Origin of the sequence: Pseudoduganella sp. R-32 (assembly GCF_049913245.1) — a bacterium.
Classification (GTDB): Bacteria; Pseudomonadota; Gammaproteobacteria; order Burkholderiales; family Burkholderiaceae_D; genus Rugamonas.
This window is the reverse complement of sequence record NZ_CP183987.1, coordinates 1,874,411-1,898,660: the sequence shown is the minus strand read 5'-3', so window position 1 is coordinate 1,898,660 and position 24,250 is coordinate 1,874,411. Positions and strand designations below refer to the sequence as shown.

Sequence of the window (24,250 nt, the reverse complement as noted above, 5' to 3'; positions counted from 1 at the left end):
CCGAATTTTAGAGGATTCGGTGCTTCAGCGCTGGCAAGCTCTCGCGCACGCCGTGTACGAAGGCCGGGTCCAGTTCCCCCGTCACGACGCCCTCGCCTTCCGCCAGCACAGCCTTGACCTCGCCCCACGGGTCGATCAGCATCGAATGGCCCCAGGTACGGCGGCCGTTGACGTGCGTCCCGCCCTGCGCGGCAGCCAGCACATAGCACTGGTTTTCGATGGCGCGGGCACGCAACAGGATTTCCCAGTGCGCCTTGCCGGTGGTGTAGGTAAAGGCTGCCGGCACCACGATCAGGTCGAGCGGGCCCATGGCACGGTACAGCTCGGGAAAGCGCAAGTCGTAGCAGACCGACATGCCGACCTTGCCCACTGCCGTCTCGACCGTGCCGACAGCCTTGCCCGGCACGATGGTGCGCGCCTCGTCATAAGACTCGTTTCCCTTAGTGAAGCCGAACAGGTGGATCTTGTCGTAACGGCCAACATGCTTGCCCTGCGGATCGTAGACCAGCGTGGTATTGATGACACGTTCGGGATCGTCGGACGCCAGAGGCAGCGTGCCGCCCAGCAGCCAGATGCCATGCTCGCGCGCCATCGCCGACATGAAGTCCTGGATCGGGCCCTTGCCCAGCGCCTCCGCCCTGGCCACCTTGTCGCTGTCGCTCATGCCCATGATGGCCCAGTATTCCGGCAGCAGCACCAGCTTGGCGCCCTGGGCGGCAGCTTCGCCGATCAGGCGGGCGGCGGTGGCGATATTCTGTTCCACCACGGGGGTGGATACCATCTGGATCGCTGAGACCTTATTGGCTACATTCGTCATGGCGTCGGCTCCTTCGGATTTTCGATCTTGGTGATGACGGGGGCCTTCCACGGCCCGGTCACCTGCATCTGGTAGGTCAGCGCCTTCATTACCGGCGCGCTGAGGAACAGCTGCGCCAGGTAGCTGCCGAGGCCAATCACCGGGTTGACTGCCAGCGCGTACACCAGCGGCGCCGTACCCAGGTTGACCTGCGGGATCACCACCACGCGCAGGTTGGTCGATTCATTGGCGATGTCGGCCGAGCCGTCCATCAGCACCGTGGCCTGCACGCCGTGCATCTTCAGGTTATCGGTCTTGACGATGCCTTGGTTGATGGTGGCGTTGGCGGTGATGCCGTCGAATTGCAGGCCTTCCGAAAACACGTCGTTGAAATCGAGCTTGAGCAGGCGCGGCAAGGCTTGCAGGCTCAACACGCCGAGCAGCTTGGCGGCGCCCGGGTCCTGCTTCAGGAACTGGCCCTTCTCCACGTTCAGCGCCAGCGTGCCGGACAGGCTGGGCAAGTCCATATGGTAGGGCAAGCCCTTCCAGGCGATATCGCCGCTCAGCTTGCCCTTGCCGTTGCGCAGCGTGTCCTTGAAGCCGAAGCGCTCGAGCAGCTTGCCGGCGTCATGGATATCCATATTGAAGTTGAGCGAGGTGTTGTGCTGGCCATCCTTGCTCTGCCAGCGGCCGGTGCCGTTCAATTCACCATCGGCATTGACCAGCGACAGCTTGCTGATGCGCCATTCGCGTGCGGATGTGATCAGCGCGTTGTAGGCATGCAGTTCGAGCTGGCCCAGCGGGCGGTTGAACCATTCCAGGCGCTGCACCTCGATATCCAGCGCCGGGATGGTCGGTGCATTGGTCGAACTTTCCAGCAGATCCTTGACTTCCGCCGCCTGCGATTCGGGCACGATCAGCGACGACAGGCGTGCGGTGACCTTGCCCACGCCCTTGCCGGTCGGCGATTCGTTCCAGGTGATGTAGCCGACCGCCTGCTGCGAATCGATGCTGGCCTGCCACACGCCCTTGCTGTGGGTGACGCCGGCCACCACGTTATCGAGCTTGCGCTCTCCGACTATCAGCTCGGCAGCACGCGCGGCCATGGTTTCCGGCACCACGTACTGCGAGATATCAGCGCCGTCGGCCGCGTCGTGGGCGGCCGCTCCAGCGGCCGGCTCATGCTCGTCCTTGCCGGCGATCTCGGCCGCCAGGTCGATCCAGTCATCCACGTTCAGCGACTTCAGGCTGGCATTGATCATCATTCCGCTGTCCGGTTCCGGCGCCGGCAGGTTGACGCCGATGCCGCCGTTGACCAGCTTCCACGGGCCTTTGTTGACGCGCTGGCGATGGTAGCGCGCTGCGTAGGCGCTGCCCAGCGTCACGCGGATATCGTCGCGCGCCACGCCCTGCTCGTTGGCGCTGCCGCCGTTGAGCTGGAAATGCAGCGGCATGCTGTCGGCCGCGGCTTTCTTCAGCGGCGCCGGGAAGTCCAGGCTCGCCCCCTGCATGCTCGAATCGATCGCCACTTCGTACTTGTGGTCCCGAGCCGTGACCAGCCCGCTGAACTTGGCGCCGCCGCCAAGGTGGTTGGCAAGGCGCTGCACCGCGGCGTTCGGGTACTGCTTGCGCAACCCGTCCACCGTCGCCGTGCCGCCCAGGCGCACCTGGATGCTGCCATCCTTCTGGCTGCCGCCGCTCACCGACAGCGGGCCGCCCAGCAAGGTGCCGGCCAGGTTGTTCAGGTTGACGCCCTTCTCATTGAATTCGATCTTGCCGGTAGCGCCGGCCACGGTTGGCATGTCATGCCACAGCAGCACGTCGTTGCCCTGCAGTTGCAGGCTGCCCTGCACCCTGGCGTCGATGATGTGCGACAGCGGCAAGTGCAGGCTGAGCGCCAGCCTCGCATTGCCGCTGGCCGTGGTTTCCTCGGTGAAGTGGCCGATCCACTCCAGCACCGGGCTGGCCGTGACGTACTTGAGGAAGTCCTGCATCGCGCCGGCAGCCGTGCCGTCGATGTCGAGCATGCTGTCGTGGGTGCCCAGGTCGGGAATCACCGCCTTCACATTGGAGAGCGCGACGCCCAGGGTGCGTGCGGTGTCGGCCTTGATCTCCATGCGGGCGCGGTCGAACACGATGCTGCCGCGGATCTTTTCCGCCAGCGGCCAGACCGGAGTCTTGCCATCCTTGGCAAAATAGCCCGGTTCATAGTTGAGGCGGCCGTCCACGATGCGGCCTGCCACGCGGAATTCGCCCTTGGCCTTGTCCGGCGAGCCCTCCTTGAACGGGAAGTGCGACAGGTCGCCGCGCAGGCGCAGCGAAGTCTCCTGCAGCATGCCGTCTTCCAGCGCGCCCACCAGCCACTGGCGGGTGTGCTCCGGCGTCTGCTTCGGCAGGTAGCGGCCGATGCGGTTGATGGTGAAGTTGTCGATGCTGCCGGTGAAGTCGGACACGCCGGGGCCTTTGGCGCCCGGGCCACGCGGCAAGCTGTGGCTGCCGGCCAGCCTGAGGTTCATGCCCTCCTGCACCAGGTCCAGCTGCTCCAGCTTGAGCGCGAGCTGCCTGGCATCGGCCAGCGACCAGCTGCCGTTCAGCTTGAACTGCTCGAATTCCATTGGCTCGTCGTCGAACCAGGCCGGCATCGCCAGCGTGAAGCCGGGCGCATCGAAGGCCACGCTGCCGCCCTGTTCGCCGGCTTCGACATGGCCGCTCAGTTTCGCGAAGCCGGGAATGTCGGGCAGCGCCGGCATCGGCAGGGCCTTGGCCGAACGCGGCACGGCGGGACGCGCAGCCAGCGCCTCCATGCCCAGCGCGTCCAGGTCCGCCTTCAGCTTGTAGTCCCTCGCTGCCGACAACGGGCCGCGCCATTCAGCCACCAGGTTGCGCACGCGGCCGCGCGGCGCAGCTTCCGCCAGCAGGTCGCGCTGCACTTGCGGCAGCGGCAGGCGGGTGGCCAGTTCGGACAGGATTTCCAAGTCCAGCGCGGCAGCCTTGACTTCGGTCCAGGACGGCTGCTGGGCGGCCGTCACGTGGCGTGCCGAGGCGGTGGTCGGCGCCAGCTCGACGCCGTCGCGCGTGCGCAGCGTCACGTCTTTCAATTCCAGCGAGCGCGTGATGGCAGCCGGCGTGCCGGGGGTGGCCACCAGGGTGGCGGCATGTTCCTCGCTGGCGGTCACGCGCCCGCGCAGGGCCGCAACGTCCAGTTGCGGCAAATCCTTGCCCAGGGTGGCCACCACATTGTCCAGCGCGACGTCGGCCGTGATGGCCGCCGGGCGCGCATTATCGATGCTCAGCCAGGCCCGCACGCCGCCGCTGGCGGACTGCACGTCAAGCTTGCCGGGCAGGTAAGGCTTCCAACCCGCCAGGTCGGCATGGCGCAGTTCCGCATACACCTCGCCCTTCCAGTGCTTGACGTCCGAAATACGTGAAAACGGCTGGTGGCTGAAATCGGCGCGCACATCGAGCGGCGCCGCCATCGCGGCCGGCGGCGTGGCCTTGAAGGCAAACTGGTGGCGGCGCCACTTGTTCAGCATCAGGGCCGTGACATTCTCGAGCTGCAGCGGCGCGCTGCCGCGCTGCAGGTCGGTCCAGACGATGCGGCCGTCGCGCACCACCACCTCGCGTTGCGACAGCAGCCAGTCGGCGCTCTTGCCATCTCCCTTCTTTTCCAGGTCGATATAGATGCCGGCGGCGTACAGCTTGCCATCGGCCTCGCGCCGCACGGCGACTTCCGGGCGGTGGAATTCCAGCGATTCAAAACGCAGGCCGCCGGCCGGCACGCTCCACCACGACAGCGTGGCCGACACGCTCGGCAGGTGCAGCGCCTGCTGGCCGCGCGCGTCGCGCATGACCACGTCGCCCAAAATCAGTTGCGGGCGCAGGCCCTTCCAGGAAGCGTAGATGCGGTCGATCGCCACCGGGTTGCCGACCGCCTGGCTGGACAGGCGTTCGATGTCGGGCTTGTAATGGTCGATATTCGGCAACACCACCCAGCGCAGGGCCAGGAACACGATGGTGAAGGCGAAATACAGCAGCAGCACCAGCTTGATGGTGAAGCCGAGGACGTGATGGGTGGCCAGGTTCCAGAAGCGATAGGCGGCCTGCAGGCGATGCCAGCGCTCCTTGAGCGGGGCCTCGACTGCCTCGATTTGCTCTACCAGGTTGTCCTTCAATACGCTCAAGCCAGGCCCTTATCAATACAGCATTTTACCGCACCGCCCCGTTAAACTATGTTCCAATAGGCACGGTTTCGCAGGCTTTTTACACTCTCTAACATCTGTCAATGAGCACTTCCGCACTCGTTTCCGCATCCCGCTTTTACCAGCGCTGGCTGGCCGCCGATGCCTCCCGCCAGGCCAAAATAGATGCTCTAGCGCAATTATCGCTTGCCACGCTGAACTTTGCCGATGTTTTGGCAAACGAGCAGGGCGACCTGCCGCTGGCACGCGGCATGCGCCGCCTGCGCAACCTGGTGCTGGCCACCCTGATCCGGCGCGACCTGGAGGGCAAGGCGGACCTGGACGAAGTGGTCACCACCATGACCAGGCTGGCTGACTTCGTGATCGAACGCCACCTGGCCGAGCTGGACGCGGCCATGCGGGCAGCGCACGGCGTGCCGATGGGCGCCGAATCGGGCGCAGAGCAGCACTTGATGGTGCTGTCGATGGGCAAAGGCGGCGGCGGCGAACTGAACGTGTCGTCCGACATCGACCTGATCTTCGTCTATCCGGAAGACGGCGAAACTGCGGCCGGTGCCGGCCAGCGCCAGCTCTCCAACCATGAGTATTTCGTCCGCCTCGGCAAGCAGCTGATTGCCGCTATCGCGGAAATCACGGAAGACGGCTTCACTTTCCGGGTCGATATGGCGCTGCGTCCGAACGGTGCTTCCGGCCCGCTGGCGGCCAGCCTGGGCATGGTGGAAAACTACCTGATCGTGCAAGGCCGCGAATGGGAACGCTATGCCTGGGTCAAGGCGCGCGCCGTCACCGGCCGCGCGCAAGACATCGCGGCCCTGGACGCCATCGTGCGCCCGTTCTGCTTCCGCCGCTACCTCGATTTCGGCGTGATCGACGCCATCCGCTCCATGCACGCCCAAATCCGTGCCGAGGTGGCGCGCCAGGAAAGGCTGCACCCGGAACGCAGCCACAACGTCAAGCTGGGCCGCGGCGGCATCCGCGAAATCGAATTCCTGGCCCAGGTCTTCCAGTTGATCCGCGGCGGGCGCGATCCCGAGCTGCGCGGCCGCTCCACGCGCGGCACCTTGCGCCAGTTGCCGGAAAAAGGCTTGCTGGGCGCCGACGTGGTCGCACGCCTGATGGACGCCTACACCTTCCTGCGCAATCTCGAGCACCGCCTGCAATACCTCGACGACGCCCAGACCCACACCCTGCCGCCGAACGAGGCCGACCGCCTGGCCGTGGCGCAGATGATGGGCTTGCCTGACGTCGCCACCCTGCTGGCCGACATGGATTCCCGCCGCCAGTACGTCGCCGAGCAATTTGACGCCATCTTCGCCGACAAGAGCGGCAACGGCAGCGAAGATGTCGATCCCGCCACCAGCAATGAATGCGCCGATCCCGATAACCGCGAAGCCATCGAAGCACGCTTTGCCAGCCTCGGCTACGAAGACCCGGCCGCCGCAGCCCAGCGCCTGATCGCCACCTGGCAAGCACCCAAGCTGGCCACCCTGCCCGACGCCAGCCGCCAGCGCCTGGTGGCCCTGGTCAACGCCGCCCTGCCGCAGATCGCGCGCGCCGCCGAGCGCAACAGCGCAGGCAACCAGCTTGGCACGCTGGGCCGCCTGCTCGACTTCCTGGAAGCGATCTCACGCCGCTCCTCCTACCTGTCGCTGCTGACCGAATACCCGCACACGCTGGAACGCGTCATCACCATGATGCACGCCAGCGGCTGGGCCGCCAAATTCCTGACCCAGCACCCGATCCTGCTCGACGAGCTGCTGGACGACCGCATCCTCAGTGCCACGTTCGACCCGGTTGCCGCGGCAGCCGAGCTGGAGCGCCAACTGGCCACCGCCCCCGGCGATACCGAGCGCCAGCTCGACATCCTGCGCGAAGTGCACCACGCCCAGTTGTTCCACCTGCTGGCGCAAGACCTGGCCGGCTCGCTGACGGTGGAAAAGCTGGCCGACCATTTGTCCGCCCTGGCCGACGTGATCGTCGCCGCCGTGGTGAAAGCCGCCTGGCAGACCGTTGCCAAGCGCCATGTGGAAGTGCCCAAGTTCGCCGTGATCGCGTATGGCAAGCTGGGCGGCAAGGAACTCGGCTATGTCTCCGACCTCGACGTGATCTTCCTGTTCGACGATGAAGACCAGGACGCGCCCGGCCTGTACGCCAAGCTGGCGCAACGCTTCATCACCTGGATGACTTCGCACACCCCGGCCGGGATCCTGTTCGACATCGACACCGCCCTGCGCCCGGACGGCGCCAGCGGCATGCTGGTATCGAGTGTCGGCTCGTTTGAAAAATACCAGCAGACTTCGGCCTGGCTGTGGGAGCACCAGGCCCTGACGCGCGCCCGCTTCTGTGCCGGCGACGCCGCCATCGGCCAGCGCTTCGAACAGATCCGCTGCCAGGTGCTGCGCAAGGAACGCCCCGACGCTGCCGCCCTGAAACAGGAAGTGCTGGCCATGCGCCAGAAAATGCGCGACGCCCGCCCCAACCGCAGCGAACTGTTCGATCTCAAGCAGGACGAGGGCGGCATGATCGACATCGAATTCATCGTGCAATACCTGGTGCTGCAGCACGCCGCACAATACAGCGAGCTGACCGGCAACATCGGCAACATCGCCCTGCTGCACCTGGCCGGCCAGCTGGGCCTGGTGGAGGCCACGCTGGCGGGCGCGGTGGCTGACGCCTACCGCGACATGCGCAAGTGGCAGCACCAGTTGCGCCTGCAAGGCCAGGACCAGTCCCGGGTGGCGCCGGAGAAAGCGGCAGCGCACGCTGAAAATGTGCGCAAGCTGTGGGAATGTATCTTCTACACCACGCCATGAACACCGATTCAGGTGCATTTCAACCAAAATTATTGAGCTTATAACGTCTGCTTCCTAGATTGAAGCGTGCGGCCATGCGACACATGCATGGCCTTTGTGCAACATCTATGGGAGAACAATAGTGAAGCGAATCCTGCCGAAACGCAGTGTCATCGCAGTAGCCTTGACTCTGCCTGTATCGCCATTCCTGCTGGCTCAGGAAGCCAGCGACAAGCCCATCCCCAAAGTCATCGTGACCGGCTCGAACATTGCCCGCATCGAGTCCGAAACCTCGCAGCCGGTGCAAGTCATCCGCCAGCAGGACATCAAGCGCCTCGGCGTCAGCTCGGTCAAGGAACTGATGAACACCCTGACCTCGTCGGACCGTTCCGCCCTCACCGATGCCGGCGGCAGCAACTCCTTCGCCGGCGGCGCCTCGTCCGTGTCGCTGCGCGCCCTCGGCAAGCAATCGACCCTGGTACTGCTGAACTCGCGCCGCGTCGCACCTTATCCGCTGGCCGACTACAACGAGGTGTTCACCAACCTGGACTCGCTGCCGCTTGACGCCGTGGAGCGCGTCGAGATCCTGCGCAACGGCGGCTCGGCCATTTACGGCTCCGACGCCGTTGCCGGCGTGATCAACGTGATTACCCGCTCCGACTTCCGCGGCCTGACGGCCAGCGGCAGCTTCACCCGCTCCGTGGAGCAGCAAATGATACGCAACGGCACCGTCAGCGTGACCGGCGGCATGGGCGACCTCGACACCGACCGCTTCAACGTCCTGGCCAATATCGAGTACTACAAGCGCAACGGCGTGTTCTGGCGCGAAGTGGTGGACGATATCAACCCGACCTACGGCGACTATTTCGGCGCGCTGGCGCCGAAGAGCGGCCAGATGTTCGGCAACCGCGGCCTGCCTTCCACTTACAGTTTCCCGGGCAACCTGATCGGCCAGGGCCCGCTGCCAGGCTGCAGCACCCTGAATGCGGGCGGCCTGTGCATCTACGACCGTTTCAGCCGCTTCCAGGCCCAACCGGGTGCCGAACGTGTCAACAGCCTGATTTCCGGCCGCTTCAAGATCAATGAGGGCACCGAAGGGTTTGCCGAAGTCCTGTACTCGCACACCACTACTGACTACGGCGGTGCCTTCGCCACCTATGGTTCGACCAATCCGGTCGCCGTTTGGGGTGACCCGAGCTCAGGCCAGCAACGCAGCTTTTTCTCTCGCGGCCTGCCGGCCACCCATCCGCTCAACACCAGCGGCGAAGAGCTCGAACTGCGCTACCGCTTCGCCGATGACCCTTCCTACCGCAAGTCGACCAGCGACCAATACCGCGCGCTGGCCGGCATCAAAGGCACGCTGCCGAATAAATGGGATTGGGAGGCGGCACTGGGCGTGATGGGCGGCAAGACCAAGGACCGCAGCCGCGGCGGCTTCTTCAGCGTCAGCGGTTTCAGGCAGGTGATCGGCGAAGACCGCGACCCGGCGCTCTTCCCTGACGCGAACTTCTTCAACCGCGACTACAAGCTGGGCCAGATGAACTCGCCCGACGTGATCGCCAGGCTGTTCCCGGAAAACGGCTACGACGGCAAGATCACGCAAACCTTCATCGATGTGAAGGCTAACGGCCAGGCCGGCAGCATCGCCAATCGCCCGGTCAGTGTCGCGGTAGGCGGCGATGTACGGCATGAAAAGATCCGCATCATGCCGACGGCCAACTTGCTGGCGGGCGATATTGTCAGCAATGGCGCGTCGGCCGCCAATGCCAGCCGCACCAACGAGTCGCTGTTTGCCGAGGTCAGCCTGCCGGTATTGGAGAAGCTTGAACTGATCGGCGCCGCGCGCTACGACAAATTCCCTGGCTTTTCCGGCCGCTTCTCCCCAAAGGTGGCCGCACGCTGGCAAGCCGCGGAATCGTTCCTGTTGCGGGCGACCGTGGAATCCGGCTTCCGCGCACCGAACCTGACCGAGAGCGCACAATCGAGCAAGTTCGCCTTCGATAACGGCGTCACCGATCCGAAACGCTGCGACCAGGCACAGGCCCTGGCCAACGATTTGCGCACCCAGGCCGACGCGTTGCCGCCCAGCGATCCCAATGTTGCACTGCTGCTGGCGCGCGCCGACACGGTGGAAGGCAACGAATGCGCGGCCGGCGTGGCGTCCATCGTGCGCAACAACCCGAACCTGAAGCCGGAAACCTCGCGCAGCGCCACGCTGGGCTTCGTGCTGGAGCCGGTGAAAGGCACCTCGATTGCGCTCGATTATTTCCGTATCGAGCGCAAGAACGAAATCGGCTTGAAGAACACCTCCGAGCTGTTGTCGGCGGAGGACTCCCTGCCAGCGGGCACGATCACCCGCCTGCCCCTCGCGCAGGACACGACCTTCAGCGCCGCCGAACGCGCGACCTATGGCGTGACCGCTGGCCCGCTGGCCTCCACCAACGGCATGTTCGAGAACGTGTCGAAGACCAAGACCAGCGGCGTCGACCTGGGCCTGGCTTCGCGCTTCACGGTACCGGCCGGCCGCCTCGACATCAACGGCAATGCCACCTACCTGATCGACTTGCGCAACTTTGCTCCGACGCGCAATGGCGGCAGTTGGGGTGACAACCTGGCGGGCCGCTATAACTACTCCAAATTCACCGCCAACCTGATGGCGGCGCTGACCACCGGCGCCTACACCAACAGCCTGCGCGCAGTATATTTCAGCCCGCAAAAGCTGCAGGGCGACTACTTCGACGAGGAGTACACCAAGGAAGCTTGCGAAGCGAACGAATGGGGTTCGGGCGTATGCCGTGTCGGTTCCGAAGTGCGCTGGGACTACAACTTCGCCTATAACGGCATCAAGAACCTGACGCTGTCGGTGAATATCCGCAACCTGTTCGACCAGCGCCCGCCGCTGGACCTGAAGGCCGTCAACCGCGATGGCGGCGGCATCGTCCCGCAAAACCTGGATGACGTGGCCGGCCGCCGCATCCGCCTGACGGCAGAGTACCGCTTCTTCTGATCAGGCAGCCATGGGCAGCGCATCGGCCGATGCGCTGCCCAGGAAGCGGCCGCTGCTCACCGCCGGCCGCCGCGCTTCAATCGCATCGGCAAAGAAGACGGCCGGATCGCCATGCAGATCCGCCACATGGCGCTGCAACGCCGGATAAGCCGCCAGTTCCAGTCCCGCCTCGCGCTGCGCCCAGCGCACCACGGCCACCAGGCAGGCATCCGCCACGGTGCGCTTGCAGCCGTCAAGCCACTCCTGGCTAGCCAGCACTTCGTCCAGCGCGGCACAGGCCAGCGCCATGCGCGCCGGGCCGCCATCGAACCCTTCGTGCAGGTAATCCAGCAGCGTGTCGAGCTTGCGCGCCTCCGCCGTGCCGGCACGGTAGCCCAGCAGGTAGCGTTTCTGCTGGCCGATATGGCGCAGGATGCTGCGGCAATCGCGCAGCATCCTGCCGCCCGCCTGCATGACCGGCACCGGCAAGCCCGGCAGGTCGACCCGCACCAGCCGGTACGGCCGGCACAACCATTCAAGGGCGACGATCACGCCGAATGCGCAGCCCTGCGGTGCGCCGTGGTACAGGATGGTTTCCATGTGCTTGCCTCATTGTTCTTGTTGGGGATGAGGCATTGTCTGACTAATATAGGACAATATCCGCCCTGATTTCGTGCCATGATTGCCACATCATGTCGAAACCCGCCATCAAAGCCCTCTCCATCCTCGAACTGCTGCAAAGCCAGCGGCAGATTTCCGGCGCCGACATGTCCGAGCGGCTCGGCATCGACCGCCGTACGCTGCGCCGCTACATCGCCATGCTGGAAGAGCTGGGCATTCCGATCACGGCTGAGCGAGGCCGCTATGGCGGCTACATGCTGGTGCCGGGTTTCAAGCTGCCGCCGCTGATGTTCACCAATGACGAGGCGTCCGCCGTAGCGCTGGGACTGATGGCGGTACGCTCGCTGCGCCTGGCCGATACCGCGCCCTCGGTCGCCAGCGCACAGGCAAAGCTGGAACGCGTGATGCCGCCAGCCCTGCAAGGCAGCGTGCAAGCCTTGCGCGAGACCGCGGTACTCGACACGCCAGAACAGCGCTGGACCTATTCCGGCGCCGCCCGTCCTGCCCTGACCGGCGAACTGACGGCGCTGGCACTGGCCGCGCAGACCCAGCACCGCGTGCGCTTCCGCTACACGCCGCAAGACGGTGAAGCCATGCAGCGCGAATTCGATCCTTACGGGCTGGTGTTCAGCCATACACGCTGGTATGTGGTGGGAATGTGCCGGCTGCGACTGGCAATCCGCTCGTTCCGGCTGGACCGTATTGCGGAGGTGAGCGAAACCGGTGCCGTGTTCGACAAGCCCGACAGCTTTGACGCCGCCGCGCAATTGCAGCACGCCATGGCGACCTTGCCGCGGCCCCTGCCGGTACAAGTACTGTTGCACGCGGACCTGGCCAGCGCCGCAAGGGAAGTCGGCCGCTATATCGGCCCGCTGGCGGAAGTGGAAGGCGGGGTGCGCCTGAAGACAACGACCACCAGCTACAGCTGGTTTGCGCGCCTGCTGGCCTCGTTGAATTTCGATTTCACGATCGAAGGCCCGGAAGAGCTACGCAACGCCGTGCGCGACGAAGCTCGCCGCCTCGCCTGCCTTGCAGGATAATTCGGGGTCAGGTCTGTCTTTTGGACAGCTAGCGCTATCCTTTGATGCCGATCAAGGAGCAAAAGTTGTGCGTTTCGCGTATTGATCAAGATCAAAGGATGTTCGTAGATGTCCAAATGACAGACCTGACCCCGAATTTGCGAATTTGAAAAAAAAAAAGCGCCCCGCAGGGCGCTTTCTTGTCGCTGAAGCCAGGAATTACTTGGCGCTCATCAGAGCGACGGTGGTGTCCAGCATGCGGTTGCTGAAGCCCCACTCGTTGTCGTACCAGGACGATACCTTGACCAGCTTGCCCGACACCTTGGTCAGCGTGGCGTCGAAGTTGGACGAGGCCGGGTTGTGGTTGAAGTCGACGGAAACCAGCGGCTCGGTCTGGTAGGTCAGCACGCCTTTCAGTGCGCCTTCCGAAGCTTCCTTCATGATCTTGTTGATTTCTTCAACGGTGGTGTCGCGCTTGGCGATGAAGGACAGGTCGACGATCGACACGTTGATGGTCGGAACGCGGATGGCGTAGCCGTCCAGCTTGCCGTTCAGTTCCGGCAGCACCAGGCCGACAGCGGCAGCAGCGCCGGTCTTGGTCGGGATCATGGACTGGGTGGCGGAACGGGCGCGGCGCAGGTCTTCGTGCATCACGTCGGTCAGCACCTGGTCGTTGGTGTAGGCGTGCACGGTGGTCATCAGGCCGGTTTCCAGGCCGATGGCGTCGTTCAGCGGCTTGACCAGCGGGGCCAGGCAGTTGGTGGTGCAGGAAGCGTTCGAGATCACGGTGTCCGAAGCCTTCAGCACGCCGTGGTTCACGCCGTACACGACGGTCGCGTCAACGTCCTTGCCGCCTGGCGCGGAGATGATCACTTTCTTGGCGCCGCCTTTCAGGTGGGCCGAAGCTTTTTCCTTGGTGGTGAAGAAGCCGGTGCACTCCAGCACCACGTCCACGCCCAGCTCGCCCCATGGGATTTCAGCTGGATTGCGTTGCGCGAACACGCGGATCTTGTCGCCGTTCACGATCATGTTGTCGCCTTCCACCGTGACGGTGCCTGGGAACTTGCCGTGGGCGGTGTCGTAGCGGGTCAGGTGGGCGTTCGACTCGGCGTTGCCCAGGTCGTTAATCGCCACGATCTGGATGTCCTGCTTTTTGCCGCCTTCGTAGAAAGCGCGCAGGACATTGCGGCCGATACGGCCATAACCGTTGATTGCTACTTTGATCGTCATGCTGTTTACTCCTGATGATAGAAATTAGATGACTGCTTTGACTTTTGCCACAACATTGTCGACGGTGAAGCCGAAGTGCTTGAACAGCACGCCAGCCGGTGCGGATTCGCCGAAGGTGTCGATGCCGACAACCGCGCCTTCCAGGCCAACATACTTGTACCAGAAGGCGGTGACACCCGCTTCAATCGCCACGCGTGGCAGGCCCTTGGTCAGCACGGATGCCTTGTAGGCTGCGTCCTGGCGGTCGAACACGTCGGTCGACGGCATGGAAACCACGCGTACCGGGGTGCCGGCTGCCTTCAGTTCGGCGGCGGCTTTCATGGCCAGTTCCACTTCGGAACCGGTGGCGATCAGGATGGCCTTAGCGCCGGCTTCGTCGGACAGCACATAGCCGCCTTTGGCGACGTTGGCGAGGACTTCAGCGGAACGCTCGATGAACGGCAGGTTCTGGCGCGAGAAAATCAGGGTCGACGGGCCGTCGGCGCGCTTTACGGATTCGCCCCATGCGACCATCGATTCGACGGTGTCGGCCGGACGCCAGTTGTCCAGGTTGGGGATCAGGCGCAGCGAGGACACATGTTCCACGGACTGGTGGGTCGGGCCGTCTTCGCCCAGGCCGATCGAGTCGTGGGTGAACACGAACAGGGAACGCTGCTTCATCAGCGCGGCCATGCGCAGCGCGTTGCGGCTGTAGTCGGCGAAGGTCAGGAAGGTCGCGCCGAACGGGATATAGCCACCGTGCAGGGCAACGCCGTTCATGATGGCGGACATGCCGAACTCGCGCACGCCGTAGTTGATGTGGTTGCCCGGCACGCCGGAACGAACGGCGATGCATTCTTTCCAGTTGGTCAGGTTGGAGCCGGTCAGGTCGGCCGAGCCTCCCAGGAATTCAGGCAGGATTGGCGCCAGGGCCTGGATTGCGTTCTGCGATGCCTTGCGGGTGGCGATGGTTTCTTTCTTTTCGACGCAGGCGGCGATGGCGGCGTCCAGGGTTGCCTGGAAGTTGCCTGGCAGTTCGCCCTTCATGCGGCGGGTCAGTTCAGCAGCTTCGGTTGGGTACTGGGCGGAGTACTTGGCGAACATCTCGTTCCAGCTGGCTTCGAATTTCGCGCCCTCTTCCTTGAAGTCCCACGCTTCCTTCACGTCGTGAGGAATGTCGAACGGCTCGGCGCCCCAGGAGATGTACTCGCGCACTGCGGCGATTTCCTTGTCGCCCAGCGGTGCGCCGTGCACCTTGTCGCCGCCTTGCAGGTTTGGCGAGCCCTTGCCGATGATGGTCTTGCAGCAAACCAGGGTTGGCTTGTCGGATTTCTTCGCTTGTTCGATGGCTGCGGACAGCGCTGCCACGTCGTGGCCGTCGACGTTCTTGATCACGTTCCAGCCATAGGACTCGAAACGCTTAGGCGTGTCGTCGGTGAACCAGCCTTCAACCTTGCCGTCGATGGAAATGCCGTTGTCGTCGTACAGGGCGATCAGCTTCTTCAGGCCCAGGGTGCCGGCCAGCGAGCACACCTCGTGCGAGATGCCTTCCATCAGGCAGCCGTCGCCGATGAAGGCGTAGGTGTAGTGGTCGACCACGTCGAAGCCTGGCTTGTTGAATTCGGATGCCAGCAGCCACTCAGCCAGCGCCATGCCGACCGCGTTGGCGATACCCTGGCCCAGCGGGCCGGTGGTGGTTTCCACGCCTGGGGTGTAGCCCACTTCCGGGTGGCCCGGAGTCTTGGAGTGCAGCTGGCGGAAATTCTTGATCTCTTCCATCGGCAGGTCGTAACCCGACAGGTGCAGCAGCGCGTAGTGCAGCATCGAGCCGTGGCCGTTGGACAGCAGGAAGCGGTCGCGGTTGACCCAGGCTGGGTTGGTCGGGTTGTGGCGGTGATGACCGCTCCACAGTGCTACGGCAATCTCAGCCATGCCCATTGGCATGCCTGGGTGGCCGGAATTGGCCTTCTGCACAGCGTCCATTGCCAGCGCACGGATCGCGTTGGCCATTTTGGTGAAAGGGAGCGAAGTTTTCATCGTAGTTCGAGGAAGGTTGAGTATTTGGTGCACTGCGGCAGACGCCGCCTATGGAACCCGATATTTTACCAGAGCGTGACAGCAACGCTTAAAATTGGTGCATTTCAACCTTTCCGAAGTGACCATATGCCCCGTTTCCACGTGCAACAGCCCTTTGCCGCAGGCCAGCAACTGGAGCTGCCAGCCGACGTTGCCCACCATATCAACGTGGTGCGCATGGAGCCGGGCGACACGTTGACCTTGTTCAATGGCGATGGCGGCGAGTATACGGCAGTGTTGACAGATGTGCAAAAAAAGAAAGCTTGGGCGGAGATCAAGGTCTTCGACCCGCGCGAAGCGGAACTGCCGTTTGCCGTGACCCTGGCCCAGGCGTTGCCCGAGGGCTCGAAGATGGACTGGATTATCGAGAAGGCGGTGGAACTGGGCGTGGCCGGCATCCAGCCGCTGGCGGCGCGGCGCTGCGTGGTGCGGCTGTCGGCCGAGCGGGCGGAGAAGAAGCTGGAACACTGGAATGGGATCGTGGTGTCGGCTTCCGAGCAGTGCGGACGCAACCGGCTGGCATCGGTGGCGGCGCCGCTCGAGTTCCGCGAGTGGATTGCGCGGCAGGATTTGCATAAACGCGTGATCCTGACGCCGCGCGCCACGGAGTCGCTGGCGGATTGGGCAAGACACCAGCCGGCGCAGGCGCTCAGCATCATGGTTGGGCCGGAAGGCGGCTTTTCCGATGAGGAGGAGGCTGAGGCTTTGCGGCATGGGGTCCTGCCCTTGTCGATCGGGCCGAGGGTCTTGCGGACGGAGACGGCGGCTTTAGCGGCGGTGTCGATCCTGTCTGCGGCCTGGGGCGGGATCTGAAAACCAGTAAACCCGGGTCTGACCCGCAGGGTCAGACCCGGTCGACTCAACTGCCGCGGGGGTGGTTGTAGGCCTTTGACTTATTGCGAAGATCAAAAGCCTCGAACCCAACCCCAGGCTTCAAGACCGTTGGGGGTCAGACCCTGCGGGTCTGACCCCGGTTTACCGGTTTAGAACTTGTAGTTGCCCACCAGATAAACCTGCCGCCCCAGTGGATCGGTATACCGCGCATCAAACCCCATCTGGTTACCGCCCCCCGCGATCCGCTGCGAGAACGGCGGCTCACGGTCAAACAAGTTCTTGATGCCGCCAGTCAGCACCAGGTTCGGATTGAAGCGATAGCGCGTCTGCCAATCCCACACCAGGTAATCATCCACCTTGCGGTTCGACGCCACGAAATTGCCCGCCTCATCCCGCACCGCCAGGCTGTCCGCGCTGATCGGCATATCGTGATAGCCGGACTTGTACACCCCGGTCAGCGAATGCGTCAGCACATCCGACTGCTTCCAGCTCGCCACCACCTTGCTGATCCAGCGGAAGGTCACCGAGTTATACGAATCGAAACGCCCCACGCTGTTCTCGACCGGGTCGGTCGCCAGCGTCTGGAAATCGGCCTTCTTCATATAAGTACCGGTCCAGTTGAACGCCAGCTTGCCCAGCTTGTAGGTGTGGTCCCAGTCGACGCCCTGGTAGTGCGACTTGGCCAGGTTAAATGGCGTGAGCGCAGCGGCCAGCGTATCCTGCTTCTGGATCGGGTCGTAGTAGGACACGAACAGGCCCATATACTTGGCCGGATTGTTGAACACTTCGTTCTCCGGCAACTTGGAAATCTGGTCGTTGATCTTCACATCCCAGAAATCGAAACCAATGGACAGTTCGCGCATCGGCTCCACGCGCAAGCCAATGGAAGCCTGTTTCGAAGTCTCCGGCTTCAAGCCGGTGGCGCCGGAATACGGATTACCGCCACTCAGCAGGTTATATTCAGAGGTGCCGTTACACAGCGGCAGCAGCGGACCTGACGTAATCGGGCATGGATGCGCATTCGACGAGCCGCCGCCCTGCAGCGGGTTGGTGATATCGGTCATCACCGGCGCCTTGAAGCCCGTGCCGTATGAGCCGCGCACCAGCACGGAATCGGCCGGGCGCCAGGCCGCGGCCAGCTTGTAGGTGGTCTTGCTGGCCTCATTGCCCTTGGTTCCCGGCGCGACCAGCTTGCCGGTACTGTCGAAGTTCATCTTGTCCTTCACCGCGTCGTAGCTGTCATAGCGCACATCGCCAGTCAGCTCCAGGCCTTTCATCACCGGCACAACCAGTTCGGCGAACGCGCCCCAGTTCTTGCGCGAGGCATCGGTCGGCAAGGAGCCGGAGATGCCGCCGATCGGGCTATCGGTAAAGTTCGGCTGCAGGCCGTTGGCACCCATGGTGATCGCGCTTGGATCGTAAACATATTTCTGGCGCAGGAAGTCGCCGCCCAAAGCCAGCATGGCGGCCCCTCCCGGCGCCTCGAATACCGGACGCGAGCCCCGCAGGTTCACGACATCGATCTTCGAGGTGGTTTCATCCAGTTGCTGGTGCAGCACGGCAGAAGCCAGCGCGGCGCGGGTTTCCTCAGTCGGCACAATGAAGGGATTGTAGGCGCCGGAGGCCATCAAGGCGTCCAGCTTGTCGCTGCTGGTGTAGCCAGCTACCGCGTGGTCTTCCGCCTTGGTTTCGGAATGCGTGTACGAGGCGGTCAGGTCCCAGCCGCCCAACCGGCCTTCGACGCCGAGCGCCAGGTGCCTCGCTTCGGTTTTCCAGTCGTCGGTACGGCCGCCTGCATCGACCAGGCGCAAGCTCATGGTGGCGGAATTCACCGTCGCCGGGTCCACGCCAAGCTTGACCAGCGCCGGCACCACGTTGGCCTTGTACAGCGCGGAATTGATATCCAGCGACAGCGGCTGGGCCGGCGGCGCATAGCGTGCCGTACTGGTGAACTTCGAATACAGGCCTTCGGCAAAGAAGGTCCAATCGGCATTGAGCTTGATGTTGGTGGAGGCAAACAGGCCGTCGCGTTTCAGTTCCGGCAACAGTTCGACCACCGAACCGTAGTTGTACATGCAGCGGTCGCCCACCTTGAAGGTGTTCGGCGCGCCGCAGGCGCCAGTATTGATCAGGCTTGGATTGAACAGCACATTGCCGTTGCTGGTGCGCGCATTGACGTTGCCCGGGATCGAATTGGCCGATACCTGATACAGCGAATAGGCCTTGCCGCCCTCGCCGAAGGCATGCACCCCACCCGGCGCCGAGAAGCGGCGGTCGCTCGCGCTCAGCTCCTTCTGCGTGTCGTGGCTGTAGGCCAGCAGCACGTTGAAGCCATCGTTCTCCAGCTCGCCAAAGCCCTTGGAAATGGCCACGTTCGAGGTGGAGCCTGCACTGCCCTTGGTGGGCCGGTTGTAGGTCAGCTCGATGTTTGCGTCGGTCTGGTTTTTCTTCAGGATGAAGTTGACCACGCCGGCAATCGCGTCGGAACCGTACAGGGCCGAAGCGCCGTCGGTCAGGATCTCGACCCGCTCGACCGCCGACAGCGGGATCGAGGCCAGGTTGACCGCGGAGCCCGAGCTGTAAGGTGCAATGCGGCGGCCGTTCAGCAATACCAGCGTGTAGCCGGTGCCAATGGCATGCACCGAAGCCGTCTGCACCCCGCCGCCGCCGCCGTTGATCGACGCCGACGACGTCACGAAGCCCTGCATCGACGGCAGCGTTGCTACCAGGTCGGCCACCGTGGTGGCACCGGTCTGCTCGATCTGCGCCTTGGACAGGGTCTGCACCGGCAGCGCGCCTTCCACTGCAACGCGCTTGATTGCCGAGCCGGTGATCTCGACCCGTTGGATGTTCTCCTCAGCCATCACCGGCTGGACTGCAACGCCCAGGCCGACCATGAACATCAGTCGCACTGAACGCGACAGGATGGTTTCTTTCATCATCGTTTCCTCTTTGACTCTCTGTTTTTTGTACTCGCCGCCGGGTGCGGCTTGTGAATCAAAGCATGTCAATTCAGCAATGAATAATGAAAAAAGCGGATTGTGCCGGAGTCGCCAGGAAGGCGGCGGCGAATCGGCAAAGCCTTATGGCGTGCAACCAACACAAATCAATCTGGAGGAAGCGGGTAAAATGTCGCCTTTGGGCCCGTTGCGCGCCCCATCCGAGAGAGAAAGACCACCATGTTGCGACTGAACGAAATCAAGCTCCCCCTCAACCACGAAGAACCGGAGCTGGCCAAAGCCATTCTGGCCCGCCTGAAGATTTCACCGCAGCAGATGCTGGGCTTTACCGTCTATAAACGCAGCTATGACGCGCGCAAGAAGTCCAACATCTCGCTGATCTACTCGGTCGATGTGGAAACCACGGACGATGCCGGCATCCTGGCCAGGCGCGCCGACGACAAGCACCTGATGGTCTCGCCGGACATGGCTTACAAGTTCGTCGCGCATGGCGTCAACGCCGACGGCAAGCAGCCGCGCCCGGTGGTCATCGGCATGGGCCCATGCGGCCTGTTCGCCGCCCTGATCCTGGCCCAGATGGGCCTGAAGCCTATCGTCCTCGAACGCGGCAAGACCGTGCGCGAGCGCACCAAGGATACGTTTGGCTTCTGGCGCAAGCGCGTGTTGAACCCTGAATCGAACGTGCAGTTCGGCGAAGGCGGCGCGGGCACCTTTTCGGACGGCAAGCTGTACAGCCAGATCAGCGATCCCAAGCACTATGGCCGCAAGGTGCTGACCGAGTTCGTCAAATCCGGCGCGCCGGAAGAAATCGTTTACGTCAGCAAGCCGCACATCGGCACCTTCCGCCTGGTGAAGATGGTGGAAAACATGCGCGAGGAAATCACCGCCCTGGGCGGTGAAATCCGCTTCGAGCAGCGCGTGACCGATTTCGACATCGGCGAGGAAAGCGGCGTGCGCCAGATGCGCGGCCTGCACCTGGCCAGCGGCGAATATCTCGCAACCAATCATGTGGTGCTGGCCATCGGCCACAGCTCGCGCGACACGTTCGAAACCCTGTACCAGCGCGGCGTCTACATCGAGGCCAAGCCGTTCTCGATCGGCTTCCGCGTCGAGCACCCGCAATCGCTGATCGACCAGTGCCGTTTCGGCCCGAATGCCGGCCATCCTATCCTGGGCGCGGCCGACTACAAGCTGGTGCATCACGCCAGCAATGGCCGCGCGGTATACAGCTTCTGCATGTGCCCGGGCGGCACCGTGGTGGCGGCCGCTTCGGAGCCGGGCCGCGTGGTCACCAACGGCATGTCGCAATACTCGCGCGCCGAGCGCAATGCCAACAGCGCCATCGTGGTGTCGATCAGCCCTGAGGAAGACTACCCTGGCCACCCGCTGGCCGGCATCGAACTGCAGCGCCGCCTGGAAGAGAAGGCCTATGTGCTGGGCGGCTCCAATTACAATGCGCCGGGCCAGTTGATGGGCGACTTCGTGGCCGGCCGCGCGTCGAGCGACGTTGGCGCCGTAGTCCCTTCCTTCAAGCCCGGCATCACCTGGACCGACCTGGCCACCATCTTGCCGGACTACGCCGTGGTCGCGCTGCGTGAAGCCTTCCCGGCCTTCGACAAGCAGGTCAAGGGCTACTTCAAGCACGATGCCGTGCTGACCGGCCTGGAAACCCGCACCTCCTCGCCGATCCGCATCAAGCGCAATAACGACGACCTGCAAAGCCTGAACACGCGCGGTTTGTTCCCGGCCGGCGAGGGCGCGGGCTATGCCGGCGGCATCCTCTCGGCCGGCGTGGATGGCATCAAGGTGGCGGAAGCGGTGGCGCTGTCTATGCAGGCGGCGGAGAAGTCCTGACTTCAAACGGCATCTGCAGGTGGAAGCGGCAGCCTTGCCCGGGCTTGCTGTGCACTTCCACCGCGCCGCCCATCTGCTGCATGATGGTGTAGACAATATGCATGCCGAGTCCTGAGCCGCCCTGCCCGCGCTTGGTCGTGAAGAAGGGCTCGTAAATCCTTTCCCTCACGCCGGGGGCCAGTCCCACGCCCTGGTCGATGAAGTCCATCTCCAGCCAGCCGTCGGCCGTGCTGGCGCGAACGGTCACCGTGCCGCCCTGCCCATCCGGGTAGGCGTGACGCGCGGCGTTCATCAGCAGGTTGGACAGCACTTGCGAGAACTTCCCGGGCGGCAGGCGTGGCCGCAGCAGATGGTCGATCTCCACCTCCACCTTGATGCCGGCCTTGCGCAATTCCGGGCTGTGCGCCGACACCACGCCCTGCACATAATCCTTCAGCGCCAGCGTGCTCACATGCTCGGTGCCCTGGTCCACTGCCAGTTGCTTGAAGTTGCCGATCAGGGCGGCGGCGCGGTGCAGGTTCTGCTCGATCAGCGCTGCCGCATCGTTCAAGCGCGCGGCCAGGTTGACCAGGTCGGAGCGGCTCACTTTCGGCGCTTCCAATGCCTGCACCAGTTGCGCCGTATAGCTGCTCATGGCCGATGCGGCGGTCAGCGCCACGCCCACCGGCGTGTTCACCTCATGCGCCACGCCGGCCACCAGCGCGCCCAGCGCCGCCAGCTTTTCCTGCTCCACCAGGCTGGCCTGCGCCGCGCGCAGGGCCTCGGTGCGGCGCGAGACCTTTTCCTCCAGCAGGTGCTCGCGATCCTGGTGCTGCAGCTCGGCCGCTGCGCGCGCGGCGAAGATCGACAGCAGCGACAGCGCCAGCAAGCGCCTGTTTTCATCTATCGGCTTGGTGTCGATGGCCGACAGGATGCCCAGGGTCTTGCCCTCGGTATCGACCATCGGCATGCCGACGTAGCTTTCCGCCTTCATGTCCACCAGCAGGGTGTCGAGCGGGTAATCCTGCTGGATGCCGCAGCCGTGGAAGCACATGGTCTGGTCGGTCACGTTGTGGCAAGGCGTGTGCTCCAGGCTGTATTCCATATTCGGCAGGAACTCTTCGCCGCCCCACACGGCCAGGGTGCGGATGCCTTCCTGTCCGTCCGGCATGTGGATCACGCGGCCCGCGATCACATAGGTCACGTCCAGCGCCGCCGCAAGGTCGCGCACCAGTACGCGGAAAAATTCCTCGCCGCGCGCACGCGCAGTGGAATCGGTAATCGAGCGCAACGCCGCTTCGGCCAGGGTGCGCGCGTCGTTGGCGTCGAATAGTTCCATCACGGGCTCCTAATGGGGTGGGTGGCGCCGGTACAGGTCTTGCAGGTCATCTTTATGCTGCAACAGCAGGCTGGCCAATGCCGGATCGAAGCGGCTGCCGCTGCCCTCGCGCACCTCATCCAGCGCATGCTGCAGCGTATGCGCCGGGCGATAGCTGCGCGGGCTCACCATGGCGTCGACGAAGTCGGCCAGCGCGGTGATGCGCGCTGCCAGGCTGATATCGGCACCCTGCAAGCCTTGCGGGTAGCCCGCGCCATCCCAGCGCTCATGGTGTTCGTGGGCGATGCGCGCTGCCAGTTGCAGGACCGGCTGGGTCGACGAGGACAGCATATGCCAGCCGATGTCGCTATGGCCCTGCATGCGCGTGCGCTGCGCCGCGTCGAGCGGGCCGGGCAAGTTGAGGATGTCGTCCGGGATGCCGGCATGGCCGATATCGTGCAGCGGGGCGGCCTGGCGCAGCTGGCGCACGGCGTTTTCCGGCATGTCGACCGCTGCGCCCAGCATGGCGGCGATCTCGCCCACGCGTTCCACATGGCCGCCGGACGCTGCCGAGCGGCTTTCCAGCGCCTCGCCAAGGATGTGGATGATGGCTTCCTGGGTCGCCTCCAGTTCCTCACGCGCCAGCAGCCGTTCGTAGGTGATGGCGACATTCGCCGAGAAAAGGCCAAGCAGTTCGCGCTCCTCCGTTTCCAGCGCTTCGCTGAAAGACATGTACAGCAGGCTCTCGTTGCCGTCGCGCGTGCGGTAGTAGCAAGCGTAGTACCGCGGCCCATAATGGTCGGCCTGCTCCGCCATGCAGCGCAGGAAGGCATCGCGCACCTGCGCCGGCAAATGGTCCAGCGTTTCCTCCAGGGCCAGGTCGGCGTAGGCCGTGGTCACCGCCAGCACCTGCAGGCGGCTTGGCTGGCGCGCCGCAGCGTAGGCATTCATGCGGCTGGCGCAGACGCCTTCCGCCTGCCGGCCCAGCAATGCCGAGGCCTGTTCCAGTACTGCGGAACAGAAATGGCGCAGGTTGTCCGAATCGCAGACATGGGTGATGGCGTCGATCGAGCGCCGCAAGCCAAGGCGGGCCCGCTCCAGCCGCATCAGGTCGCGATAGGCGCGCAGGCCGGAATAGAACACGGTGCTGAGCTTGGCGTGCGTCAGCTCGGTCTTTTCGCGGTAATCGTTGATGTCGTAGGTTTTCAACACCAGCGCCTGCGGCGCCTGGCCAGGCTGGCCCGTACGCAATACGATGCGCACGTTGCGGTCGCCCAGCTCTTCGCGGATATAGCGCACCAGCTCCAGGCCGGCGTGCTCGGACTCCATCACGACGTCGAGCAGGATCAGGGCAAACTGGCCGGGCCGGGCCAGGTGCGCGCGCGCTTCGCTGCCGGAATAGCAATGGGAGAAATGGACGCGGCGGCCGTCGAACTCGAAGTCCGACATCACCAGCTCGGTGACCTGGTGTACCGCTTGCTCGTCATCGACGACCAGGATCTCCCAGGGCGGGAGGGACGCGGCCGGGGCTGGCGTTTCATCATCGTCGAACAACATTGCGTCATCAACCATGCCCAGCCCCACCAGAGGTTGTTTATTGAAAATTA

The 24,250-nt window shown here is 63.9% G+C and carries 13 protein-coding genes; 5 read left to right on the top strand and 8 right to left on the bottom strand.

The features are described from left to right. Positions 1 to 7: 7 nt before the first annotated feature. Positions 8 to 817 (bottom strand): carbon-nitrogen hydrolase family protein, encoded by an 810-nt coding sequence (locus tag ACN9MU_RS08870; RefSeq protein ID WP_426169779.1) that lies wholly within the window; start codon positions 815 to 817, stop codon positions 8 to 10. Next, complete coding sequence (locus ACN9MU_RS08865) at positions 814 to 4,977, bottom strand: YhdP family protein (RefSeq protein ID WP_426344439.1); 4,164 nt, start codon at positions 4,975 to 4,977, stop codon at positions 814 to 816. Before ACN9MU_RS08865 ends, ACN9MU_RS08870 begins: the two co-directional genes overlap by 4 nt. A gap of 101 nt (positions 4,978 to 5,078) precedes the next feature. Between ACN9MU_RS08865 and glnE the strand changes: the two genes are divergently transcribed. Together glnE and ACN9MU_RS08855 are read left to right on the top strand one after the other, a co-directional pair. Then, positions 5,079 to 7,808: a bifunctional [glutamate--ammonia ligase]-adenylyl-L-tyrosine phosphorylase/[glutamate--ammonia-ligase] adenylyltransferase gene (gene glnE / locus ACN9MU_RS08860; RefSeq protein WP_426344438.1), complete on the top strand. Its 2,730-nt coding sequence runs from the start codon at positions 5,079 to 5,081 to the stop codon at positions 7,806 to 7,808. Between the two features lie 121 nt (positions 7,809 to 7,929). Next, entirely contained in the window at positions 7,930 to 10,794 is a 2,865-nt protein-coding gene (locus tag ACN9MU_RS08855) for a TonB-dependent receptor plug domain-containing protein (protein ID WP_426169772.1), read from the top strand. On the opposite strand, the gene ACN9MU_RS08850 is transcribed toward ACN9MU_RS08855, so the two are convergent. Further along, the gene (locus ACN9MU_RS08850; RefSeq protein WP_426321748.1) at positions 10,795 to 11,373 is read right to left on the bottom strand and encodes a glutathione S-transferase family protein; all 579 of its coding nucleotides are present in this window, start codon (positions 11,371 to 11,373) and stop codon (positions 10,795 to 10,797) included. Positions 11,374 to 11,465: 92 nt separating this feature from the next. Here ACN9MU_RS08850 and ACN9MU_RS08845 point away from each other — a divergent pair, with 92 nt between their 5' ends. Continuing rightward, positions 11,466 to 12,434: a helix-turn-helix transcriptional regulator gene (locus ACN9MU_RS08845; protein WP_426344437.1), complete on the top strand. Its 969-nt coding sequence runs from the start codon at positions 11,466 to 11,468 to the stop codon at positions 12,432 to 12,434. A gap of 198 nt (positions 12,435 to 12,632) precedes the next feature. Here ACN9MU_RS08845 and gap read toward each other — a convergent pair whose 3' ends face one another. Next, entirely contained in the window at positions 12,633 to 13,643 is a 1,011-nt protein-coding gene (gene gap / locus ACN9MU_RS08840; RefSeq protein ID WP_426169765.1) for a type I glyceraldehyde-3-phosphate dehydrogenase, read from the bottom strand. Positions 13,644 to 13,667: 24 nt separating this feature from the next. Further along, positions 13,668 to 15,659 (bottom strand): transketolase, encoded by a 1,992-nt coding sequence (gene tkt / locus ACN9MU_RS08835; RefSeq protein ID WP_426169762.1) that lies wholly within the window; start codon positions 15,657 to 15,659, stop codon positions 13,668 to 13,670. A gap of 126 nt (positions 15,660 to 15,785) precedes the next feature. On the opposite strand from tkt, the gene ACN9MU_RS08830 reads away from it, so the two are divergent. Then, positions 15,786 to 16,511 (top strand): 16S rRNA (uracil(1498)-N(3))-methyltransferase, encoded by a 726-nt coding sequence (locus ACN9MU_RS08830; RefSeq protein ID WP_426337150.1) that lies wholly within the window; start codon positions 15,786 to 15,788, stop codon positions 16,509 to 16,511. A gap of 170 nt (positions 16,512 to 16,681) precedes the next feature. Here ACN9MU_RS08830 and ACN9MU_RS08825 read toward each other — a convergent pair whose 3' ends face one another. Continuing rightward, entirely contained in the window at positions 16,682 to 19,474 is a 2,793-nt protein-coding gene (locus tag ACN9MU_RS08825) for a TonB-dependent receptor (protein ID WP_426344436.1), read from the bottom strand. Positions 19,475 to 19,711: 237 nt separating this feature from the next. On the opposite strand from ACN9MU_RS08825, the gene ACN9MU_RS08820 reads away from it, so the two are divergent. Further along, on the top strand, positions 19,712 to 21,346 hold the full coding sequence (locus ACN9MU_RS08820) for an NAD(P)/FAD-dependent oxidoreductase (protein ID WP_426344435.1): 1,635 nt from the start codon (positions 19,712 to 19,714) through the stop codon (positions 21,344 to 21,346). Here the strand turns inward: ACN9MU_RS08820 and ACN9MU_RS08815 are convergent. Then, on the bottom strand, positions 21,321 to 22,664 hold the full coding sequence (locus tag ACN9MU_RS08815) for a sensor histidine kinase (RefSeq protein ID WP_426169753.1): 1,344 nt from the start codon (positions 22,662 to 22,664) through the stop codon (positions 21,321 to 21,323). The genes ACN9MU_RS08820 and ACN9MU_RS08815 overlap by 26 nt on opposite strands. Before the next feature lie 9 nt (positions 22,665 to 22,673). Continuing rightward, positions 22,674 to 24,215 carry an HD domain-containing phosphohydrolase gene (locus ACN9MU_RS08810; RefSeq protein WP_426337148.1) on the bottom strand — a complete coding sequence of 514 codons (1,542 nt, stop codon included), beginning with the start codon at positions 24,213 to 24,215 and terminating at the stop codon, positions 22,674 to 22,676. Positions 24,216 to 24,250: the final 35 nt, after the last annotated feature.